This is a genomic window from Rhizobium sp. 32-5/1 (assembly GCF_029537235.1).
In the GTDB taxonomy this organism is placed as follows: domain Bacteria; phylum Pseudomonadota; class Alphaproteobacteria; order Rhizobiales; family Rhizobiaceae; genus Pararhizobium.
Genome location: NZ_CP120638.1, coordinates 2001548 through 2021323 on the forward strand (window position 1 = coordinate 2001548; position 19776 = coordinate 2021323).

At 61.0% G+C, this 19776-nt stretch carries 18 protein-coding genes and 2 pseudogenes; 13 read left to right on the top strand and 7 right to left on the bottom strand.

All coding sequences use genetic code 11. From position 1 onward, the window contains the following. Window positions 1–10: 10 nt before the first annotated feature. Complete coding sequence (locus tag P6U16_RS10330; protein ID WP_277703651.1) at window positions 11–625, bottom strand: MOSC domain-containing protein; 615 nt, start codon at window positions 623–625, stop codon at window positions 11–13. Window positions 626–713: 88 nt separating this feature from the next. Between P6U16_RS10330 and recR the strand changes: the two genes are divergently transcribed. Further along, window positions 714–1319: a recombination mediator RecR gene (gene recR / locus P6U16_RS10335; protein WP_277703652.1), complete on the top strand. Its 606-nt coding sequence runs from the start codon at window positions 714–716 to the stop codon at window positions 1317–1319. Window positions 1320–1383: 64 nt separating this feature from the next. Beyond that, a pseudogene (locus P6U16_RS10340) lies at window positions 1384–2568 on the top strand (lytic murein transglycosylase); the annotation flags it as partial. Window positions 2569–2667: 99 nt separating this feature from the next. On the opposite strand, the gene P6U16_RS10345 reads toward P6U16_RS10340, so the two are convergent. Together P6U16_RS10345 and P6U16_RS10350 are read right to left on the bottom strand one after the other, a co-directional pair. After that, complete coding sequence (locus tag P6U16_RS10345) at window positions 2668–3885, bottom strand: PQQ-dependent sugar dehydrogenase (RefSeq protein WP_277703653.1); 1218 nt, start codon at window positions 3883–3885, stop codon at window positions 2668–2670. A gap of 139 nt (window positions 3886–4024) precedes the next feature. Next, entirely contained in the window at window positions 4025–5101 is a 1077-nt protein-coding gene (locus P6U16_RS10350; protein ID WP_277703654.1) for a D-TA family PLP-dependent enzyme, read from the bottom strand. Between the two features lie 185 nt (window positions 5102–5286). On the opposite strand from P6U16_RS10350, the gene P6U16_RS10355 reads away from it, so the two are divergent. The 6 genes from P6U16_RS10355 (at window position 5287) to P6U16_RS10380 (ending at window position 9596) form a co-directional block, all read left to right on the top strand. Then, complete coding sequence (locus tag P6U16_RS10355; RefSeq protein ID WP_277703655.1) at window positions 5287–6135, top strand: transporter substrate-binding domain-containing protein; 849 nt, start codon at window positions 5287–5289, stop codon at window positions 6133–6135. A gap of 77 nt (window positions 6136–6212) precedes the next feature. After that, window positions 6213–6875 (top strand): amino acid ABC transporter permease, encoded by a 663-nt coding sequence (locus tag P6U16_RS10360; RefSeq protein WP_277703656.1) that lies wholly within the window; start codon window positions 6213–6215, stop codon window positions 6873–6875. Between the two features lie 7 nt (window positions 6876–6882). Then, window positions 6883–7545 (top strand): amino acid ABC transporter permease, encoded by a 663-nt coding sequence (locus tag P6U16_RS10365; RefSeq protein WP_277703815.1) that lies wholly within the window; start codon window positions 6883–6885, stop codon window positions 7543–7545. 11 nt (window positions 7546–7556) lie between these two features. Next, entirely contained in the window at window positions 7557–8327 is a 771-nt protein-coding gene (locus P6U16_RS10370; protein WP_277703657.1) for an amino acid ABC transporter ATP-binding protein, read from the top strand. Between the two features lie 17 nt (window positions 8328–8344). Further along, window positions 8345–8734, top strand: coding sequence for a RidA family protein (locus tag P6U16_RS10375; protein WP_277703658.1), 390 nt, complete (start codon window positions 8345–8347; stop codon window positions 8732–8734). Window positions 8735–8789: 55 nt separating this feature from the next. After that, window positions 8790–9596 carry an IclR family transcriptional regulator gene (locus tag P6U16_RS10380; protein ID WP_277703659.1) on the top strand — a complete coding sequence of 269 codons (807 nt, stop codon included), beginning with the start codon at window positions 8790–8792 and terminating at the stop codon, window positions 9594–9596. Window positions 9597–9627: 31 nt separating this feature from the next. On the opposite strand, the gene P6U16_RS10385 is transcribed toward P6U16_RS10380, so the two are convergent. Together P6U16_RS10385 and P6U16_RS10390 are read right to left on the bottom strand one after the other, a co-directional pair. Further along, on the bottom strand, window positions 9628–10536 hold the full coding sequence (locus P6U16_RS10385) for a proline iminopeptidase-family hydrolase (RefSeq protein WP_277703660.1): 909 nt from the start codon (window positions 10534–10536) through the stop codon (window positions 9628–9630). A 67-nt stretch (window positions 10537–10603) separates the two neighbouring features. Then, window positions 10604–11386 carry a LuxR family transcriptional regulator gene (locus P6U16_RS10390; protein WP_277703661.1) on the bottom strand — a complete coding sequence of 261 codons (783 nt, stop codon included), beginning with the start codon at window positions 11384–11386 and terminating at the stop codon, window positions 10604–10606. A gap of 146 nt (window positions 11387–11532) precedes the next feature. Between P6U16_RS10390 and P6U16_RS10395 the strand changes: the two genes are divergently transcribed. The 5 genes and pseudogenes from P6U16_RS10395 to P6U16_RS10415 all read left to right on the top strand — a co-directional run bounded on the left by P6U16_RS10395 (window position 11533) and on the right by P6U16_RS10415 (window position 17492). After that, complete coding sequence (locus P6U16_RS10395; protein ID WP_277703662.1) at window positions 11533–12426, top strand: proline iminopeptidase-family hydrolase; 894 nt, start codon at window positions 11533–11535, stop codon at window positions 12424–12426. 54 nt (window positions 12427–12480) lie between these two features. Next, complete coding sequence (locus P6U16_RS10400) at window positions 12481–13419, top strand: ABC transporter permease (protein WP_277703663.1); 939 nt, start codon at window positions 12481–12483, stop codon at window positions 13417–13419. Between the two features lie 17 nt (window positions 13420–13436). Beyond that, window positions 13437–14263, top strand: a pseudogene (locus P6U16_RS10405) (ABC transporter permease). Continuing rightward, the gene (locus P6U16_RS10410) at window positions 14260–15951 is read left to right on the top strand and encodes an ABC transporter ATP-binding protein (RefSeq protein ID WP_277703664.1); all 1692 of its coding nucleotides are present in this window, start codon (window positions 14260–14262) and stop codon (window positions 15949–15951) included. Before P6U16_RS10405 ends, P6U16_RS10410 begins: the two are co-directional and overlap by 4 nt. A 23-nt stretch (window positions 15952–15974) precedes the next feature. Next, window positions 15975–17492: an ABC transporter substrate-binding protein gene (locus tag P6U16_RS10415; protein WP_277703665.1), complete on the top strand. Its 1518-nt coding sequence runs from the start codon at window positions 15975–15977 to the stop codon at window positions 17490–17492. A gap of 109 nt (window positions 17493–17601) precedes the next feature. Here the strand turns inward: P6U16_RS10415 and hemA are convergent, their stop codons facing one another. Together hemA and P6U16_RS10425 are read right to left on the bottom strand one after the other, a co-directional pair. Then, window positions 17602–18819, bottom strand: a complete 1218-nt coding sequence (gene hemA, locus P6U16_RS10420) for a 5-aminolevulinate synthase (protein WP_277703666.1) — start codon at window positions 18817–18819, stop codon at window positions 17602–17604. 109 nt (window positions 18820–18928) lie between these two features. Next, complete coding sequence (locus tag P6U16_RS10425) at window positions 18929–19762, bottom strand: universal stress protein (RefSeq protein WP_277703667.1); 834 nt, start codon at window positions 19760–19762, stop codon at window positions 18929–18931. Window positions 19763–19776 lie beyond the last annotated feature (14 nt).

Consider the following 19776-nt stretch of genomic DNA (forward strand, 5'->3'; position numbering starts at 1 on the left):
GCTCCACACGTCAGAGGCTTAAGAGTTTTGCCCTCAGCTTGTGGTGGATCGGCGCTGCGAGATAACGCGCCCGGTCGGCGGGAGAAAGGTTGCGCCCGTAGGTCTCGAGCATTTCCGGCATGGTGACACGTTCGCCGGAAAAGGGATGAAGCACGACGGTATCACCGGATTGAATAGCCCCTTCCTTAAGCACCCGGCAATAAAATCCCGGTCGCCCAGCCCTGTTGAATCGCTTCGGGAAATGGGGATCCTGCATCCGGGCTGCAAAGGTCGCGCAGGGTATGCGCGTCGATGTCACTTCCAGAAGGACATGCTCGGTTTCGAACCGGTCTCCAACCGAAACACTGCGGCTGTCGACACCCGTGATCACCAGATTCTCTCCAAACGTGCCGGGGGATACCGTTGAACCCAGCTCGCCAGACCACCAGTCGAGATCGACGGAGCCCATTCCATAGATGGCCTGGTCGACACCGCCATGATGTTTGCGGTTGCAGATCGCATCGCCGATCAGCCCTTCCCTATCGATCATCATCGCGGCCTCGACCGGATGCTTGAAGATGCCGGTCTTGGTGGACTTGCCGGGCAGCCGCTGGGCAGTGCCGGCGCAGACGGCAAGGATTTTCATTGATAGCATCGACTTCAACCTTGTTAACGGTCGCGGAAAACCGCCGGGAGCGATTCCGTTCCCGACAGATATGGGATAGAAACGCCGCATGGCAAAGCGAGTCACCGGCCCCGAAATTGAAAAACTGATCCAGCTTCTGGCAAAGGTACCTGGGCTGGGACCGCGCTCGGCGCGCCGGGCAGCGCTTCATCTCGTCAAGAAGAAGGACCAACTCTTAGGCCCGCTCGCCGATGCCATGGGCGAAGCCCACCGCAAGGTTCGCATCTGCTCCTGCTGCGGCAATGTCGATACCATCGACCCCTGCAGTGTCTGCGCGGACGAACGTCGCGACAACAGCGTCATCATCGTGGTCGAGGACGTGTCCGACCTCTGGGCTCTGGAGCGGGCGAGCACGATGAACACGGCCTATCACGTGCTGGGCGGCACGCTCTCGCCGCTCGACGGCGTTGGGCCCGATGACCTGAATATTCGCGGTCTCGTCGAACGTGTGTCGAAAGGCAGCGTGCGCGAGCTGATCATCGCCGTGAACGCCACGGTCGAGGGGCAGACGACGGCGCATTACATCACCGACCAGCTCGACGGGCTGGGGGTCAAGATCACCCGGCTGGCCCACGGCGTTCCGGTCGGCGGGGAACTCGATTATCTGGACGAAGGCACGCTGACGGCAGCACTGAGGGCGAGGACGGCGATTTGAGAACGACAATGCGGAGAATTCGCCTCGGGTTGCTGGCAACTGTCCTGGCCCTTGCGCCCCTCCCTCTCTCGCCGCATCAAAGGCAGAGACCGAGGCGCAGTTCCGGCAATGGCTGCAGAGCGATCTCTGGCCGGAGGCGCAAAAGGGCGGCATTACCGCGGACAGCTTCAAGACGGCCTTTGCCGGCGTCAAACTCAACTGGGATCTGCCCGATCTCGTCCTGCCCGGCAGCAAGCCGGCCGGGGATCGCAAACAGAGCCAGGCGGAGTTTTCATCGCCGGGATCCTATTTTTCCGAAAAGCGGCTGCAGGGGCTAGCGGCAACGGGTCGCTCCCTGGCCAAGACCCATGCGGCGACGCTGCGCAAGGTCGAGCGGACCTATGGCGTGCCTGGTGGTATCATCGTTGCCATATGGGGTCGCGAATCCGGCTTTGGCCGGGCGAAGATCCCCCATCCGATTATCGACGTGCTGGCCACCAAAGCCTTTCTTTCGACACGGCCGGAGCTTTTCCGGCGCGAGCTGATTGCCGCCCTGCACATTCTCGACAGCAAGGATGTCTCGGAGGCGGCCATGCGCGGCTCCTGGGCGGGGGCCATGGGCCAGCCGCAATTCCTCCCGACCAGCTTTTTGAAATATGCCGTCGATTTCGATGGGGACGGTCGCCGCGACATCTGGAACTCGGTGCCGGATACGCTGGGCTCGATCGGCAACTATCTTTCAAAGAAAGGCTGGCAGGCAGGCCGCGACTGGGGCTACGAGGTTTCGATCCCGTCCAATGTATCCTGTGCGCAGGAAGGGCCGGATCTCGCCAAGCCGATTTCCGAATGGACCGCGACCGGCATAACCCGGATTTCAGGCAAAGCCTTTCCAGCAAAGGAAGCCGGTGCAAGCGGCATGATGCTGGTTCCTGCCGGCCGCAACGGCCCGGAATTCATCGTCACGCCGAATTTCTACGTGATTAAGGAATACAACAATTCCGATCTCTATGCCCTGTTCATCGGCAATCTCGCGGACCGGATTTCCGGCGGCGGCGGTGCTTTCAAGGGTACGTGGGGCAATGTCGGCAAGATGCTGCGCTCGGACGTCGCCGCCATGCAAAGGGCGCTGGAAGCCAAGGGTTACGATGTCGGCGGTTCGGACGGTCTACCCGGATACAAGACGCGCCGGGCGCTCGGTGACTGGCAGGCGAAGAACGGGCTTGCACCAACATGCTTTCCGGATACCTCGCTGAAGGCGAAATTGCGATAAATTTTCGGCCGACGAATGCCCTCATCCGACCCTTCGGTCCACCTTCCCCCGTCGTGACGGGGAGAAGGTTTGGGCAGGAGGCAACGTCGCAACACTCGATCAAGCCTTGGTCAATTTGAGGATCGTCGATCCACCGCCGCGCTGTTCGGTCAGTGCATAGATTGTCCCGTCCGCGCCGACCTTGACGTCGCGGATTCGAGCATCGAGCGGAACATGCTCTTCGAACTTCACCTTGTCGTTCTCCATGTGAAGGACGACAAGCCCCTGCGTCACGAGACCGCCAATGAGGAAGGCGCCCTTCCATTCCGGGACTGCGTCTCCTTCATAGAAAGTCATGCCTGACGGGCCGATGACCGGATCCCAATAGTAGACCGGCTGCTCCGTGCCCTGGAGTTCTGTGATGCCATCGCCGATCGGACCGCCTGAATACTCGACGCCATACGTCACCTTCGGCCAGCCGTAATTCTTGCCGGCCTGAGGCCGGTTCAGCTCGTCGCCGCCCTTGGGGCCATGTTCGACCGTCCAGAGCCGGCCCTGACCGTCCAGCGCTGCGGCCTGAAGGTTGCGGTGGCCGTAGCTCCAGATTTCCCGCATTGCGCCATCCGTGCCGACTAGCGGGTTGTCCGGCAATGCCTTGCCGCTCATGTCGATCCGGAAGACCTTGCCGAAGCCGCTTGCCACATCCTGCGCCTGCACCCGTGTCTGGCGGTCCGAGCGTTCGCCGACGGTGACGTAAAGTTCACCCGCAGGTCCAAAGACGAGGCGCGAGCCGTAATGCTTGTCACCATCATAGGTCGGCATCTGACGGAAGATCACCTTGGAATGCTGAAGCGACGCGCTGTCGCCCGATTGAACGAGTTTCGCTGAGGCGACCGAAGTGCCGTTGCCGCCATCACGCGGTTCGGAGAAAGAGAAGAAAATCAGGCCCGAGCTTTCGAAATCAGGCGCCAGCGCCACATCGAGCAGGCCGCCCTGTCCGGCAGCATCAACCTCCGGCACGCCTTCCAAAGCGGCACTCGCCTTACCATCGGCGCCGATGATGTGCATCGTGCCTTCCTTGGCGGTGACAAGCATGCGGCCATCCGGCAAGAACTCCATCGCCCACAGATGCGGCAGGCCCTCGGCCACGACCTGCGCCTCGATCTTCGGCATCTGCGCCGGCTGACTGGCCCGCGTCTGGCCCTCAAAGGCCGGCGTTTGGCCTGCGCCGTTCGCCTTGCGCGTCTCGACTGGACCGCTTGCCGATTGGGCAAGGGCCGAGCCCGCAAGAAGCACGGACAGTAGGGTGCCGCCAATGAAAAGATGTGTCGATCGCATGAAGAACTCCTGTTTCGTCGTAGCGCGCCGCACGCGCGTTCCCGAAATTAAACTTCTGAATGCGGCTTTCGTTTCAGCCTGGGCGATCAACTCGTGATCAAGAAGAGGTTATCGGCCTGGCACCGTTACAGTGGATACATCAAACGATCCGCCCGCGCGCGGTCACTGGCCAGACGGCTGAAATTGCACCATTTTCGACGATGTGCACCGCATCGACCATGTTGGTGACGACGCAGGCGTGGTTCGGCACGATGCGCAGCTTGTCGCCGACCTTGAGATCGATCGGGCCTTGGCTGACGAGGCGGCCATGCTCCTCCGAAAGCTGGTCGATGGCAATGTCATCGCGGCCAAGCACATGGCCGTAGCCGGTCAGGCCCAGCAGATCGGACGTCTGGGTTTTCGACCCGGCGTCGATGATGGCGCGGTTGGCTGATGGTACCGAGACGACCGTTGCAAGCACGGTCAGGGCACAGTCATCCCATCCGCAAACACCGCGGGAGACCAGCGAGCGGTCGTTATAGACATAGGTGCCGGGGCGATATTCGGTGGTCACGGGCGCTTCCGCCGCGTCCATCATCGAAGGCGTGCCGCCGGACGTGATAACCGGAACGGCAATGCCGGATGCCTCGATGAGGGCCTTCGCACGGGTCATGAAAGCTTCCACAGCCCCCGCGCCGCCGGCGGGCGGATAGGTCATCAGTCCGCCGAACTTAAGGCCGGGCGCATTGGCGATCCGTTGCGCAAGCGCTGCCGCGGCCTCGGGCGTTGGCACGCCGCAGCGATCGGCACCCGTGTTGCATTCGACCAGAACAGTCAGTGGCGCAGGTTCAGAAGCGAACTTCTCTGACAATCCGTCAATGACAGTCTCATTGTCGGCAACAACGCTCAGCGTCACCTTGCGGGCAAGGGCCGCGAGATGATCGAGTTTTTCAGTACCAAGGATATTGTAGGTGATCAGCACGTCGCGGATTTCTGGGCTGCCGTCCACCATGGCCTGCGCCTCGGACACCTTCTGGCAGGTGATGCCGATCGCCCCTGCCCTCAACTGCATCTCCGCAATGGCAGGCAGTTTGTGCGTTTTGATGTGGGGGCGAACCTTCAATCCATGCGTCTCGGCATAGGCCTGGAAGCGCTCGATGTTGCGGCGGGCAATGTCGAGATCAACGAGAACAGCCGGCGTGTTCGCCGTCCGGATCGATGTTTGCACCTTGTCCATGCCGTCCTCCAGATAAATCGCTGCAATTTCAGGCGGACGGAAAAGCTGCATCGCGATCGTGCAGATTCTCGTTCAGCCATGTCTTGACAAGTTATGCGACTTGTCGCTGAATACGTCAATCCGGTAAAACAGACGTATGTCCAAAATACTGGACATCTGAAAACGGTTCAAAAAAGGGGAACATCATGACGATCTCAATTCGCGCCGGTGCACTTTCACTGGCGGTCGCTTTCATCCTTTCCGCCATGCCCGCAGCCGCGCAGCAGGCAACCAGCCGGCTCGACGAAGTTCTGGCCCGCGGTCATCTCGTTCTCGGCACCGGCAGCACCAATGCGCCATGGCACTTCAAGAGCGCCGAAGACAAGCTGCAGGGTTTCGACGTCGATATGGGCCGCATCGTCGCAAAGGCGCTGTTCGGCGATCCCGATAAGATCGAATATGTCAACCAGTCGTCCGACGCGCGCATCCCGAACATCACCACCGACAAGGTGGATCTCACCTGCCAGTTCATGACCGTGACCGGCGAGCGCGCCCAGCAGATCGCCTTCACAATTCCCTACTACCGGGAAGGCGTTGGCCTGATGCTGAAGGCTGACGGCAAGTATGCCGATCACGCGGCGCTCAAGGCCGGCGGTTCGTCCGTAACCGTTGCCGTGCTGCAGAATGTCTATGCCGAGGCGATGGTGCAAGCCGCTTTGCCCGAGGCGACCGTCGATCAGTATGAATCGGTCGACCTGATCTATCAGGCGCTCGAATCCGGCCGCGCCGATACAGTAGCAACCGACCAGTCGTCGCTTGCCTGGTACATGACGCAGAACCCGGGCCGCTACAAGGATGCCGGCTATGGCTGGAACCCGCAGACCTATGCCTGCGGCGTCAAGCGTGGCGACCAGGATTGGCTGAACTTCGTCAACACCGCCCTGCATGAAGCGATGACCGGCGTCGAATTCGATTTCTATGCGAAATCCTACAAGACCTGGTTCGGCAAGGATCTTGCGCCGCCAACAATCGGCTTTCCGGTCGAATTCCAGTAAGCCGGATACGCGCAAATCGTCGGGGACGAAGGGTTTACCCTTCGTCCCTTTCCCACCCTCTCCGGCAGGATGCCGCCATGGGTTACACGCTCAATTTCGCCGCCGTCTGGCGCAGCCTCGATCAGCTTCTAGAAGGTCTGCTGCTCAGTCTCGGTCTGGCTTTCGTTTCCATCCTGATCGGCGCCGCGATCGGCCTTCTGGTTGCTTTCGCGCTGATCGCGAAAAACGGCTGGATCAAGCGCCCGGCCGCCGCCTATGTGACGGTGATCCGCAACCTGCCGATCCTTGTGCTCGTGCTTTTCGCCTATTTCGCGCTGCCGCAGATGGGCGTTCGTCTTGGCAAGCTGGAAAGCTTCGTCGCCGTCCTGTCGATCTATTCCGGCGCCTATCTGGCGGAAGTATTTCGCGCCGGCCTTTTGTCGATTCCGAAGGGTTTGACAGAGGCGGGTCTCGCAATCGGCCTGACGCCCCTGCAGATCCGGATCTCGATCATCACGCCCTTGATGTTCCGCAACGTGTTGCCGTCACTGTCGTCGACGGTGATCTCGCTGTTCAAGGATACATCGCTCGCTGCCGCCATCGCCGTACCCGAACTGACCTTCGAGGCGCGCAAGATCAATGTCGAGAGTTTTCGCGTTATCGAAACCTGGATCGTCGCATCCGGTCTCTACGTCGCCACCTGTTCCGTTCTGGCCGCGCTGATGCGTGTCGCCGAGCGGCGCCTGTCGGTCCCGAGGTGATGCCATGATGGATCTCTACTCATTTTTCGACCAGGTCTGGATTGCCCGCCTCGCCATCCTCAAAGGCCTCGGCATCACCATCTCGATCTCGGTGCTTTCGATTATCGTCGGCTCGCTGCTTGGCGTGCTTGTCGGGCTCTCTCTCGTCTATGGCAATCGCGTGGTGCGGTTCGTCGTGCGGGTCTACACCGATTTCATCCGCGGCACGCCTGTTTTGGTGCTGGTCCTTGCCAGCTACTACGTGCTCTCCACCATCGGCATCGACCTCGGGCCGTTCCAGGCTGGTGTGTTGGCGCTGGCGATCTTCTGCTCCTCGCATGTCGGCGAAATTGTCCGCGGCGGGTTGCAGGCGATCCCCAAAGGCCAGACCGAAGCCGCCAAGGCGATCGGCCTGACCTTCAACCAGACTTTTGCCTATGTGCTCTGGCCGCAGGCGCTGCGCCAGTTCCTGCCGGCCTGGGTGAACACCGCGGCCGAGATGGTCAAGGCATCGACGCTGCTGTCAGTCATCGGCGTTGCCGAACTGCTGCTCCGCACGCAGGAAATCATCTCCCGCAATTTCATGAGCCTGCAGTTCTATTTCTTCGCCGGCTTTCTCTACTTCGTCATCAATTACAGCATCGAGCGGTTCGGCAAGTACGTCGAACGCAAGACCGCAGTTCCGGCTTGAGGCTTCCAGACATGAACAAGGTACTTCTCGAAATTCAGGGCCTGCGCAAGCAGTACGGCATCGTCGAGGTGCTGAAAGGCGTCGATTGCACGATGCAGGAAGGCGAGGTGATCTCTATTATCGGCTCCTCCGGCTCCGGCAAGACGACGATGCTTCGCTGCATCAACATGCTGGAAGAATTCCAGGGCGGCCACATCCGGCTCGAGGGCGAAGAGATCGGCTATGAGCACAACGGCTCTTCCCGCAAAAGGAAGAGCGAGAAGGACATCGCCCGTCAGCGGGCCCTGACCGGCATGGCCTTCCAACAGTTCAATCTCTTCCCGCATATGACGGCGGCGCAGAACATCATGCTCGGCCTCGTCAAGGTGAAGAAGATGCCGCGCGACGAGGCGCGTGCCGTTGCCGAAAAATGGCTCGACCGCGTCGGCCTTGCCTCCCGCGCCGATCACTATCCGGGCCAGCTTTCCGGCGGCCAGCAACAGCGCGTGGCGATCGCCCGTGCCATCGCCATGTCTCCGCGGCTGATGCTGTTTGACGAAGTGACGTCGGCACTCGACCCAGAACTGGTCGGTGAGGTGCTGCAGGTGATCAAGGGGCTCGCGGCTGATGGCATGAGCATGCTGCTCGTCACCCACGAGATGCGCTTTGCCTATGAGGTCTCCTCGCGGGTGATCTTCATGAACCAGGGCGTGATCTGCGAGGAAGGCAACCCGAAAGAGATGTTCGTGAAGCCGAAGACCGAACGGCTGGCCGAATTCCTCAAGACATCGAGTTTCAACTAAAACAAAGAGAGAATAACATGACTATCAAGCGTTATGGCGGCGGCGAGACGGGTGCGGGTGGACAGCCTTTGCCGTTTGCCCGGGCGGTGGAAGCCAATGGCTGGCTGCATGTTTCCGGCCAGGTACCGATGGAAAAGGGCGAGATCGTCTCCGGCGGCATCATCGCCGAGAGCCGCAAGGCGATCGAAAACCTGATCGCCATCCTGCACGAGGCGGGCTACGGCATCGAGGATGTGGTGCGCATCGGGGTCTGGCTGGATGATCCCCGCGATTTTTGGAGCTTCAACGGCGTCTATGCCGAATATTTCGGCGCCAACCCGCCGGCCCGCGCCTGCGTGCAGTCGCGTATGATGGTGGATTGCAAGGTCGAAGTCGATTGCATCGCCTATCGGGCAGACAGGGCTTGAATTGCCGGGCGCGGCTTGCAAAGGTCGCGCTCATCATTCGACGGGGACAGACGGCATGGCTGACGGCGCAGAAGACATCGTATCGCGGCGCACGCGCGGCCTTGATCGTGCCTTCGAGATTCTCGAATTCCTGCGCGTCAAGCGCCAGCCGATGCGGCCCAACGAGATCGCCATCGAAATCGGCGCGCCGCGATCCTCGATCTATGAATTGATCAATCTGCTGCTGCGCCACGGCATGCTCGACTATCAGGGCGGCGATGGCCGTGTCTTTCTCGGCCGCAAACTCTATTTCCTCGGTACCGCCCATGCCGAACAGTTCGACCTGATGCGCGAATCCGAGGATGTTCTGGAGCATCTTGCCGAAGAGACGCGCGAAACCGCGCAGATGTGCTTGCTGGAAGGCAATAAATATACCGTCGCCATGATGCGCGAGGGAAGCCGCGCCTTCCGCATATCGTCGAATATCGGCGAACTCGTGCCGATCCCCTGGACGGCGTCGGGCCGCCTGCTCCTGTCTCACCTCAGTGACGAAGAAATTCTCGATTTCATTCCAGCCGACGATTTCATGATGCCGAATGGTCAACGGCTAGACCCTGCCAATTTCATCGCGGAAGCGCGGCAGGCGACGATAGACGGCTATTTCACCTTCAACAGCGAAGTTGCCAATTTCACCCATTGTTTTGCAGCACCGGTGCGCCAGTCCGACGGTCAATGCGTGGCGACCCTCTGCCTGGTGGCGCCGAAGGAAGACGGCCTTCGCAATTGGCGGACGCATCTCGACAGCCTGCTCGCCGCCTCGCGCGCCCTTTCCGAAAAACTCGGCTACAATGGTCGGCGCGAGGAAAACCGCCGCGTTAAATGAGCGCGCAGCGGCAGCGGGCTGGCGGCTACATTCAAGCCTGGTCGTGAGACTTCAGAAACTCCGACACCGTCGAAAGGCAAAGAGCCTTTTCCTCGACATGCGGCATATGGCTGGATTGTTCGAACACCACCCAGCGGCATCCGGGAACGCGCTCGACATAGGGTCGAACCACCTCCGGCGTCGCCTCGTCGTGACGGCCGGAGATTAACAGCGTCGGGGCTTCGATCTGCGGTAGCCGATCCTCGATCGTCCAGTCCTTCATGGTTCCAATAACGTGGAACTCGGTCGGACCGTTCATGTTGCGATAGACGGTATTGTCTTCGTCCATGATGGCGAAGGTGCGGGCCACTTCCGGAGGCCATGGCGACACGCGGCAGACATGGCGATCGTAGAAGACGCGCGAGGCAGCGATATATTCCGGATGGGTGATCGTACCGGCTTCCTCGTGCCGCAGAAGCGTCGCCTGCACCTCGGCCGGCAGGTCGCGGCGCAGCCGGTTGGCCTCTAATACCCAGGTGTGCATGTTGGCCGGCGAGTTGGCGATGACAAGTGCCTTCAAGCCTTTGGGCCGGCGCACGGCGTGTTCCGCTCCCAGCATCCCGCCCCAGGACTGGCCGAGAAACGCGTAGCGCTCCGCGATACCGAGATGAGCCAAAAGCGCGTCGAGTTCTTCGAGAAACAGATCGACCGTCCAGAAATCGGGACCCTTTTCCGGCAGCCGCGTCGAGTTGCCGTTGCCGAGCTGGTCGTAATGGATGACCGGGCGACCATCGAGCGCTACAATATCCTTGAAGCTATCGACATAGTCATGGGTGCAGCCCGGGCCGCCATGGGCGACGACGAGCGGCAGCAACGGCGAATCCAGCGATCCGGTGATGCGGTACCAGGTCTGATACGCGCGAAACGGCAGATAGGATTCCTGAACTTCGACCGGCGCCACGTCTTCATCTCCATGCGGTTGTTCCGATGGAGAAAGCATAGCCGCCTGTCTTAGGTCGTGGCAGCTATCACAAGTAATAGGATGGCGGCTCTTCCAGCAGGCGATAATGGGTGGCGCGCACCACGGCCTGCGTCCGGTTCTTGGCCCCGAGCTTCTTGGCGGCGGCGTTGAGGTGCATGACCACTGTGGCAACCGAGCGGCCGATGATCCGGGAAATTTCCTTGGCAGACAGGCCTTCGGCCGAATGGCGCAGGCATTCGCGCTCGCGGTTGGTCAGGTGGGCGCGCGTTCCGGTCTTCGCCGTCTCGTCGAAGGCGGCATAGGCGGCCTCGTGGAAGAGATGGGCCAGAAGCCCGAAATCCGCCATATGGCGGTCGGCGTCGCTCTGGAAGCCGCGGCCCACGCCAAAGCGCACCCCCGTCACGGTCGCGCAGTCGCCGCGCGGCAGATGCACCGGCACGGTCACCCCACAGGACATGTTGCGCTCGTGCAGATAGCGCGACACCGGCGCGCTGCGCTCGTCGAGGAAGCGGTTGATCTGGGTTCCGGCCTTGTGGTCGTAGTTCCAGAAGAAGGGCGTCGTGGTGCGCATTGCCAGCAATTGGACCGGGTCGATGCGGAAATATTCGCGATCGAACCAGTATTCGCGCATGTCCTCGGAAATGTTGCGCAGCTTCAGGAGAGAGGGCAGCATCAGCGCGCCATCGAGATCGTAGGGAACGGGCGTATAATCGTAGATCAGGGCGTCAAAGCCGAAACCCTTGATGACCTCGAATGCAGTGTCGATCCGCCCGTCCAGCGTGTCACCCGCGGTGAGCCGCGATCGGATCGAGCCAATATCGTCAAACATGCGCAAATCCTAACGTCGGACCGGGATCTGTAAAGCCGCGAAGGTTTCATCCTATCACTTCTTATAGCTGGTGCGGAACCGATAATACGCTAAAAATTAGCCATGCTGAAAAGATGAGCAGTGTTGCGGCATGCAGGAGACAAGCGATGTGGCGCGAAATGGAACCGGATGAGCGCATCGAGATCGATGTTACGGGCCACAAGGTCGTCGCCTACAGTTTCGGCTCGGGCGCGGAGACGGTGTTCTGTCTCAATGGCGGGCCGGGCCTGCCCTGCGACTACCTGCGCGAAGCCCATTCCTGCCTCGTCGATCAGGGCTACAGGGTCGTTGCCTTCGACCAGCTCGGCACCGGCGCTTCCGACCACCCGACCGACCCGGCGCTCTGGACGATTGGCCGCTATGTCGAGGAAACGGAGACCGTCCGCAAGGCGCTGGGGCTTGGCAAGGTGCATATGCTCGGCCACTCATGGGGCGGCTGGCTCGCCATCGACTATGCGCTGACCTATCCGGAAAACCTCAAGACGCTGATTCTTGAGGATACTGTCGCCGACATGCCGCATCTGCTCCTTGAACTCGAGAGATTGCGGGCAGCACTCGGCGCCGAAACCGTGGCGATGATGCAGAAGCACGAGGCGCGCGGCAGCATCGATCATCCGGAATATCTGGCGGCGATCACCCTTCTCAACTATCGCCATGTCTGCCGGCTTTCCGAATGGCCGGCGCCGGTGAAACGGTCGCTCGACGACTGGAACATGGGACCCTACGGCACGATGCAGGGCCCGAACGAATTCCTCTATATCGGCAACCTGAAGGACTGGAACCGGGTGCCGGACCTGCCACGGATCACCGTTCCGGTGCTGATCACCTGCGGCGAGCACGACGAGTTGACCCCGGCCTGTGCGCTTCGCATGAAGCTCCACCTTCCCGACGCCGAGCTGAACGTCATCGACAATGCCAGCCACATGCCGTTCTATGAAAACCCGGTGGCTTACTATCCGGTGCTTCTCGATTTCCTTGCGCGTCACAGGACGATGGCATGATCGGCAGCGCACGACATTCGGTCCACGGCCGGCCGGCCGGAAAGGTGCAGTCCCATGCACCGCTATAGGTTCGTGCTGTTTCGTCCGTTGCAGTTTCTGCCGGTGCTGTTAGGCATCAGCGTCATCACCTTCATCCTCGTGCGGCTGATCCCCGGCGATCCCGCCCGCGTGCTGCTCGGCGCCCGTTCGACCCCGACGGCGATTGCCCGCATCCGCGCCCAATACGGCCTCGATGAACCGATCTGGCTGCAATATTTCTATTTCATCGAAAATCTCGGCAAGGGCGAAATGGGCAAGTCGATCCTCTACAAGATCGACGTGCTGAAGCTGATCCTCACCCGCATCGAGCCGACGCTGGTGCTGGTGCTGACCAGTGTTCTCCTGTCGATCCTGATAGCCGTTCCGATGGCCGCTCTCGCAGCCCGCAACAGCGGCCGCCTGGCCGATCATGCCGTGCGCATCATCTCGACGCTCGGCATCGGCTTTCCGCCCTTCTGGCTGGCGCTGATGCTGATCATCCTGTTTTCCGTCAAGCTTGGCGTCCTCCCGGTCTCCGGCTATGGGACTAGCTTTCTCGACAAGGCGGCGCATCTGGTGCTGCCGAGCCTGACCATTGCGCTCTCGCTGTCGGCCGTTTTGACGCGCAGCCTGCGGGCGGCGATGATCGTCGAGCTGCAATCGGACCTGGCGACGGCGGCGCGTGCCCGCGGCATGCCGGAAAGCATCGTCTTCTGGCGGCATGTGCTGCCCAATTCGCTGGTGCCGACCATCAATCTGCTGGCCGTCAACATCGGCTGGCTGATCGGCGGCACAGTCGTGGTCGAAACCGTGTTTGCCATTCCGGGCATGGGCCAGCTTCTGGTGCGCGCCATCTTCTCGCGCGACTACATGGTCGTCCAGGGCGTCGCCATGGTCTTTGCCTGCGCCACCGTGCTGGTCAATTTCCTGGCGGACATCGTCACCGTGACCCTCGATCCGAGGGTGCGCCTATGACGCCCGCCGCCGCCCGCATGAACGTGCCGTGGAGCCGCTTTCTCGGCAAAAACCTGACACTGGCCACGGGCGCCGGCATTCTGGGTCTGTTTCTGGTGGTTGCGCTCGCGGCACCCTGATCGCTCCATACGATCCAATCTATCAGGATGCCGCCGTCCGGCTCGCCATGCCGTCGTTTGCGCACCCCTTCGGCACCGATAATTTCGGGCGCGACATTTTCTCGCGCGTCATCTGGGGCACGCGCATCGACCTGCAGATCGCCGTCATCGGCGTCGCCTTCCCGTTCCTGATCGGCACCTTCATCGGCACGATCGCTGGCTTCTTCGGCGGGATCGTCGATACGACCTTCATGCGGCTGGTCGATATCATCCTCGCCTTTCCCTTCCTCGTGCTGATGCTATCGATCATCGCCATTCTCGGCCCCGGCCTGTCGAGCTTCTACATCGCCATGGCGTTGGTGGGCTGGGTTTCCTATGCGCGGCTGATTCGCGCGCAGATACTGGTGCTGAAGAACAATGATTATGCGGTGGCTGCCGTCAGCCTCGGTTTCAGCCGAACCCGCATCATGTTTCGGCACCTGCTTCCAAACGCGATTGCCGGGTCGATCGTGTTTTCCATGTCGGATGCGGTGCTGGTGCTGCTCAATGGCGCCGCCATCAGCTATCTCGGGCTTGGTGTTCAGCCGCCGGTCGCAGAATGGGGCGTGATGGTCGCAGAGGGCCAGAGCTTCATCACCACGGCCTGGTGGATCACCCTGTTTCCGGGTCTCTCCATCGTCGCGCTGGCCTTCGGTTTCAGCCTGCTCGGTGATGGGCTCGGCGAATGGCTGGGGGTGCGCGAATGAGCGAGCCGATCCTCTCCATCCGCGATCTGACGGTGAACGCCCTGCTCGACGGCGAAACGCGCACGCTGATCGATGCCGTGTCCTTCGATCTCGGACGCGGCGAAATTCTAGGCCTCGTCGGCGAAAGCGGATCCGGCAAGAGCATGATCTGCCGGGCGCTGGTGCAATTGCTGCCGTCCAAGGCGATCACCATCACCGGCGGCTCCGTCATGCTGGGTGGCCGCGACCTGACCATGCTGGACGAAGATGCTATACGCAAGGTGCGTGGAGCCGAGATCGGCATGGTGTTCCAGAACCCCACCAGCCATCTCGACCCGGTGATGCGCATCGGCGACCAGATCGCCGAGGGCATCCGTTATCATCAGCGCAAGTCGCGCAGCGATGCGAAGGCCATGGCCATCGATATCCTCGCTCAGGTCGGCTTTCCCGATCCGCAGCGGCAATATGACAACTACCCGCATGAATTTTCCGGCGGTATGCGGCAGCGGGCGATGATCGCAGTGGCCTTGTCCTGCAATCCGGAAATCCTCATTGCCGACGAGCCGACGACGGCGCTCGACGTCACAATCCAGGCGCAGATCCTCAAGCTGCTGATGGACCTGCGCGACGCTCGCGGCCTGTCGATCATCCTGATCACCCATGATCTCGGCATCGTTGCCCAGACCTGCGACCGGATCGCGGTGCTGCGTCACGGGCAGTTGCTGGAACTTGGCGACAAGCGGCAGGTGCTGGGCGCGCCACAGCATCCCTATACGGTGAGCCTGCTCAAGAGCCATCCATCCATGCCCGAGGAAGGCGTCCTCCCAAGCATTAAGACGGCAGTCCCCGTGTCGCCGGCACTGCCACTGCTCGAAATCGATGACCTCGTGGTCCGATTCCCGACGCCTGGCCTCAGCCTTTTCAAGGGCGGCAAGGTCCATGTGGCTGCCGTCAACGGCGTCAGCCTGCGCGTGATCCCCGGCGAAACAGTCGGTATCGTCGGCGAAAGCGGCTCCGGCAAGAGCACGCTGGCGCGCGCCATCCTCGGCCTGACGCCGCTGTCCTCGGGGCACATCAGCTTCGACGGCCTCGACCTCGCCCAGCAGCGCCGCCAGGCGCTGGCAAAGATCCGCACACAGGCGGCCATGGTGTTTCAGGATCCCTACAATGCCCTCAATCCGCGCATGAGCATCGGCGCAATGCTGGCCGAGGTTTTGGCGGTGCAGAACAAGGTGCCCGCCGATCGGATACCAGCCCGCGTCCACGAACTGCTCGATCTGGTGGGGCTCGAGCGCGAATTTGCCACTCGTCGTCCGCAATCCATGAGCGGCGGCCAGTGCCAGCGTGCCGGAATTGCGAGGGCCCTGGCTGTCGATCCGAAACTGATCATCGCCGACGAATGCGTAGCGGCGCTGGACGTGACGATCCAGGCGCAGATCATCGACCTGTTCCGCGATCTGAAGAGCGCCATGAACCTGACGCTCCTGTTCATTGCCCACGACCTCGCCATCGTCCGCAACCTCTGCGACCGGGTTGTGGTGATGTATCGCGGCCAGATCGTCGAGGAGGGCCGCTGCGAGGACGTCTTTGCACGGCCGCAGCACGCCTATACCGCAGCGCTGATCGCCGCCATTCCCGATATCGACCCCGACAAGCCGCTCATGGGCGGCCTGTCGGTGGAAGCCGTACCGCATCTCCTGACTGCCTGATAACAACAAAGGGAACGAACGACATGACAAGCAAATGGAAGACCATCAGCGTAGCCACCGTGCTGGCGATGCTATCGCTGGGTTCGACGCTGGCGGAAGCAGCCGGCGTGCTGACCATCGGCCGGCGCGAGGACTCGACCACATTCGACCCGATCAAGTCGGCGCAGAACGTCGACAACTGGGTGTTCTCCAACGTCTTTGACGTGCTTGTGCGCGTCGACAAGACCGGCACCAAGCTGGAGCCCGGCCTTGCCGAAAGCTGGACCATTTCCGATGATGGCCTGACCTATACGTTCACGATGCGCGACGCCAAGTTCTCCGACGGCTCGCCGATCACCGCCGGCGACGCCGCCTTCAGTCTCTTGCGCATCCGTGACAATGAAGGCTCGCTCTGGAGCGACAGCTACAAGGTGGTTGAGACGGCGGAAGCCGCCGACGACAAGACGCTGGTCGTCAAGCTGAAGACGCCGTCGGCGCCGTTCCTCTCGACGCTGGCCCTGCCGAACGTTTCGGTGCTTTCCAAGAAGGGCCTGGAATCGGCCGGCGAGGAAGCCTTTGCCGAAAAGCCGGTCGCCTCGTCCGGTGCGTTCACGGTCAAGGAGTGGCGCCGCGGTGATCGCGTCATTCTTGAGAAGAATCCGAATTTCTGGCAGGCGGACCGGGTGAAGCTCGACGGTGTCGAGTGGATCTCGGTGCCTGACGACAATACCCGCATGCTGAACGTGCAGGCCGGCGAACTGGACACCGCCATCTTCGTGCCGTTCTCGCGCGTCGAGGAACTGAAGAAGGATCCGAACCTCGAGGTGCATATCGACACCTCGACCCGCGAGGACCACCTGCTGATCAACCATGAGCATGGCGCGCTTGCCAAGAAGGAAGTCCGCCAGGCGCTGGACATGGCAATCGACAAGAAGGCGATCGTCGATACCGTAACCTTCGGTCTCGGCACCGTCGCCAATTCCTATATTCCGAAGGGCTCGCTCTATCATTACGACGCCAACTACCAGTATCCCTACGAGCCGGAGAAGGCGAAGGCCATGCTGGCGGAAGCTGGGGCCTCGGACCTGTCTCTGAACTACATCGTCAATGCCGGAAATGAGGTCGACGAGCAGATCGCCGTTCTCCTGCAGCAGCAGCTGGCCAAGGCTGGCGTTACCGTCAACCTGCAGAAGGTCGATGCCAGCCAGAGCTGGGACATGCTGGTGGCCGGCGACTACGATATCTCGGTCATGTACTGGACCAACGACATTCTCGATGCTGACCAGAAGACCACTTTCGTGCTCGGCCACGACACCAACATGAACTACATGACCCGCTACAAGAGCGACAAGGTCAAGGACCTCGTCGCCTCTGCTCGTCTCGAACTGGACCCCGTCAAGCGCGAAGCGATGTATGTCGATATCCAGAAGACCGCCAAGGACGACGTGCACTGGATCGACCTCTATTACAGCCCCTACATCAACGTCTCGCGCAAGAATATCGAAGGTTTTTACCAGAACCCGCTCGGCCGGTTCTTCCTCGAAGACACCGTCAAGAACTGACGGCTTCTGAAGTCTTATGAAAAAGCCCTTCGCCGTGAAAGCGGCGGAGGGCTCACCGCTTCCGTGGTCACGGATGTTGCGGGCCAAGGATGTTATTGTCCATATCGGACTACGCGACGGCCCTTGCGAGCGCGCAGCGGGACCAGAGCTGATGCAGTGCGCCGACGAGATGGTCGATGTCCTCGTTCGAATGCAGCGGCGTCGGGGTGATGCGCAGGCGCTCGGTCTTCTTCGGCACCGTCGGGTAGTTGATCGGCTGGACATAGACGCCGCAATTGTCGAGCAAAAGGTCGGAGATCCACTTGCACTTGGAGGCATCGCCGACCAGCACCGGCACGATATGGCTCGGATTGGGCATGTGCGGAATGCCGTTCTTGTCGAGCAGATTGCGTAAGCGCCGCACCCGCTCCTGATGGGCAAAGCGTTCGATCTGGCTTTCCTTGAGATGCCGGATCGAGGCGACCGCGCCGGCAGCCAGCGCCGGCGGCAGTGCCGTCGTGAAGATGAAGCCCGATGCAAACGAACGGATGAAATCGCACAGCGCCGTCGATGCCGCGATATAGCCGCCCATGACGCCGAAGGCCTTGCCGAGCGTGCCTTCGATCACCGTCAGGCGATGCATCAGGCCTTCGCGCTCGGCAATGCCGCCGCCGCGGGGGCCGTACATGCCGACCGCATGGACTTCGTCCAGATAGGTCATCGCGCCATACTTTTCGGCGACGTCGCAGATTTCCTTGATCGGCGCGATATCGCCATCCATCGAATAGACCGATTCGAAGGCGACGAGTTTTGGCGCACGCGGATCGGCAGCCTTCAGCTTGGCTTCCAGATCGGCGACGGAATTGTGCTTGAAGATCACCCGCTCGCATTTCGAATGGCGGATGCCCTCGATCATCGAGGCATGATTGCCGGCGTCGGAAAACACGATCACGCCGGGGATCTTCGAACAGAGCGTGCCGAGTGCTGCCCAGTTGGAAACGTAACCCGAGGTGAACAGAAGGGCCGCCTCCTTGCCGTGCAGATCGGCCAGTTCGCGCTCGAGCACAACGTGGTGATGGTTGGTGCCCGAGATATTCCGGGTGCCTCCCGCACCCGCGCCACACTGGTCGATGGCGCTCTTCATGGCCTCGATCACCTTAGGATGCTGGCCCATGCCGAGATAGTCGTTCGAACACCAGACAGTGACGTCCTGCTTCTCGCCATTGGCAGCATAGCGCGTCGCCTTCGGGAAACTGCCCCGCTGACGCTCAAGATCCGCGAACACACGGTAGCGGCCTTCCTGATGCAGGCCGTCAAGTTCGCGCTTGAAGAAACTCTCGAAATCCATGCTTGTCTCCAGACATCCGATTTCGAGAGTCTAACAACAGGCCATAAACAGGAATTGACGCAGATCAACGGAAAAGCAGGAACGGCAGCAATCCAGCATGGTGCATCCATCAATGGACCATGAAGACCGGGACGTTGGCGTCGTCGATCATGGACAGCGTCACGCCGCCAAAGATTCGCTCTCGAATCCTTGAATGTCCATAAGCCCCCATGACGATCATGTCTGCCGTTATATCAGTAGCGTGTTGCTGCAGGACTTCGGCGATCGGGCGCCCCATGGATGGAAGCTGATCGATGATGACGGATGCAGAATGCTGGGCGAGGTATCGGCCGACATCCGCACCGGGCTCCTCGCCATTCTGCCGTCTATCGGCTTGCGGATCGACCAGGACAACACGGACAGTTTCCGCTTGGGCGATGATATCCAGTGACGCGCCGACGGCACGGGTCGCCTCCAGGCTTGAGTCCCACGCAATCATGACCGTCTTCGGCCGCAATGACATCGGCCTCTTGCTGGATGGTAGAAGAATGGGTCGTGCGGAGTTGAAAAGGCAGCCGTCGATAGCGCGCGATTTCAGATCAGGATCGAATCTCAGCCCGGATCCAATGATCGTCAGGTCCGAATACCGGGCCTGCTCGCCGAGATCGTCACCGGCACTGGCGATTGCTGCGAATTTCGCTTCCACCGAATAGGAGATGCCCGTTTGCAAGAGCAAGTCGTTGACCTTGATCACATAAGCCTTGAGACGCTCCTGTTCGGCTTGGGACTGCTCCAGCCACACGGTTGCGATAATCCCGGCATCGCCCATCGGCGGCGGCGGGGCCAAAAGCACGACGACAACGGACAGGTGCGCATCAATCTCCCGGCAGAGTTCGACCGCCTCGTGCAGGTCGCGCTTCTCCTCGTCCACACCAACCACGGCAAGAATGGATTTGTATGACATATCATATCTCCCAA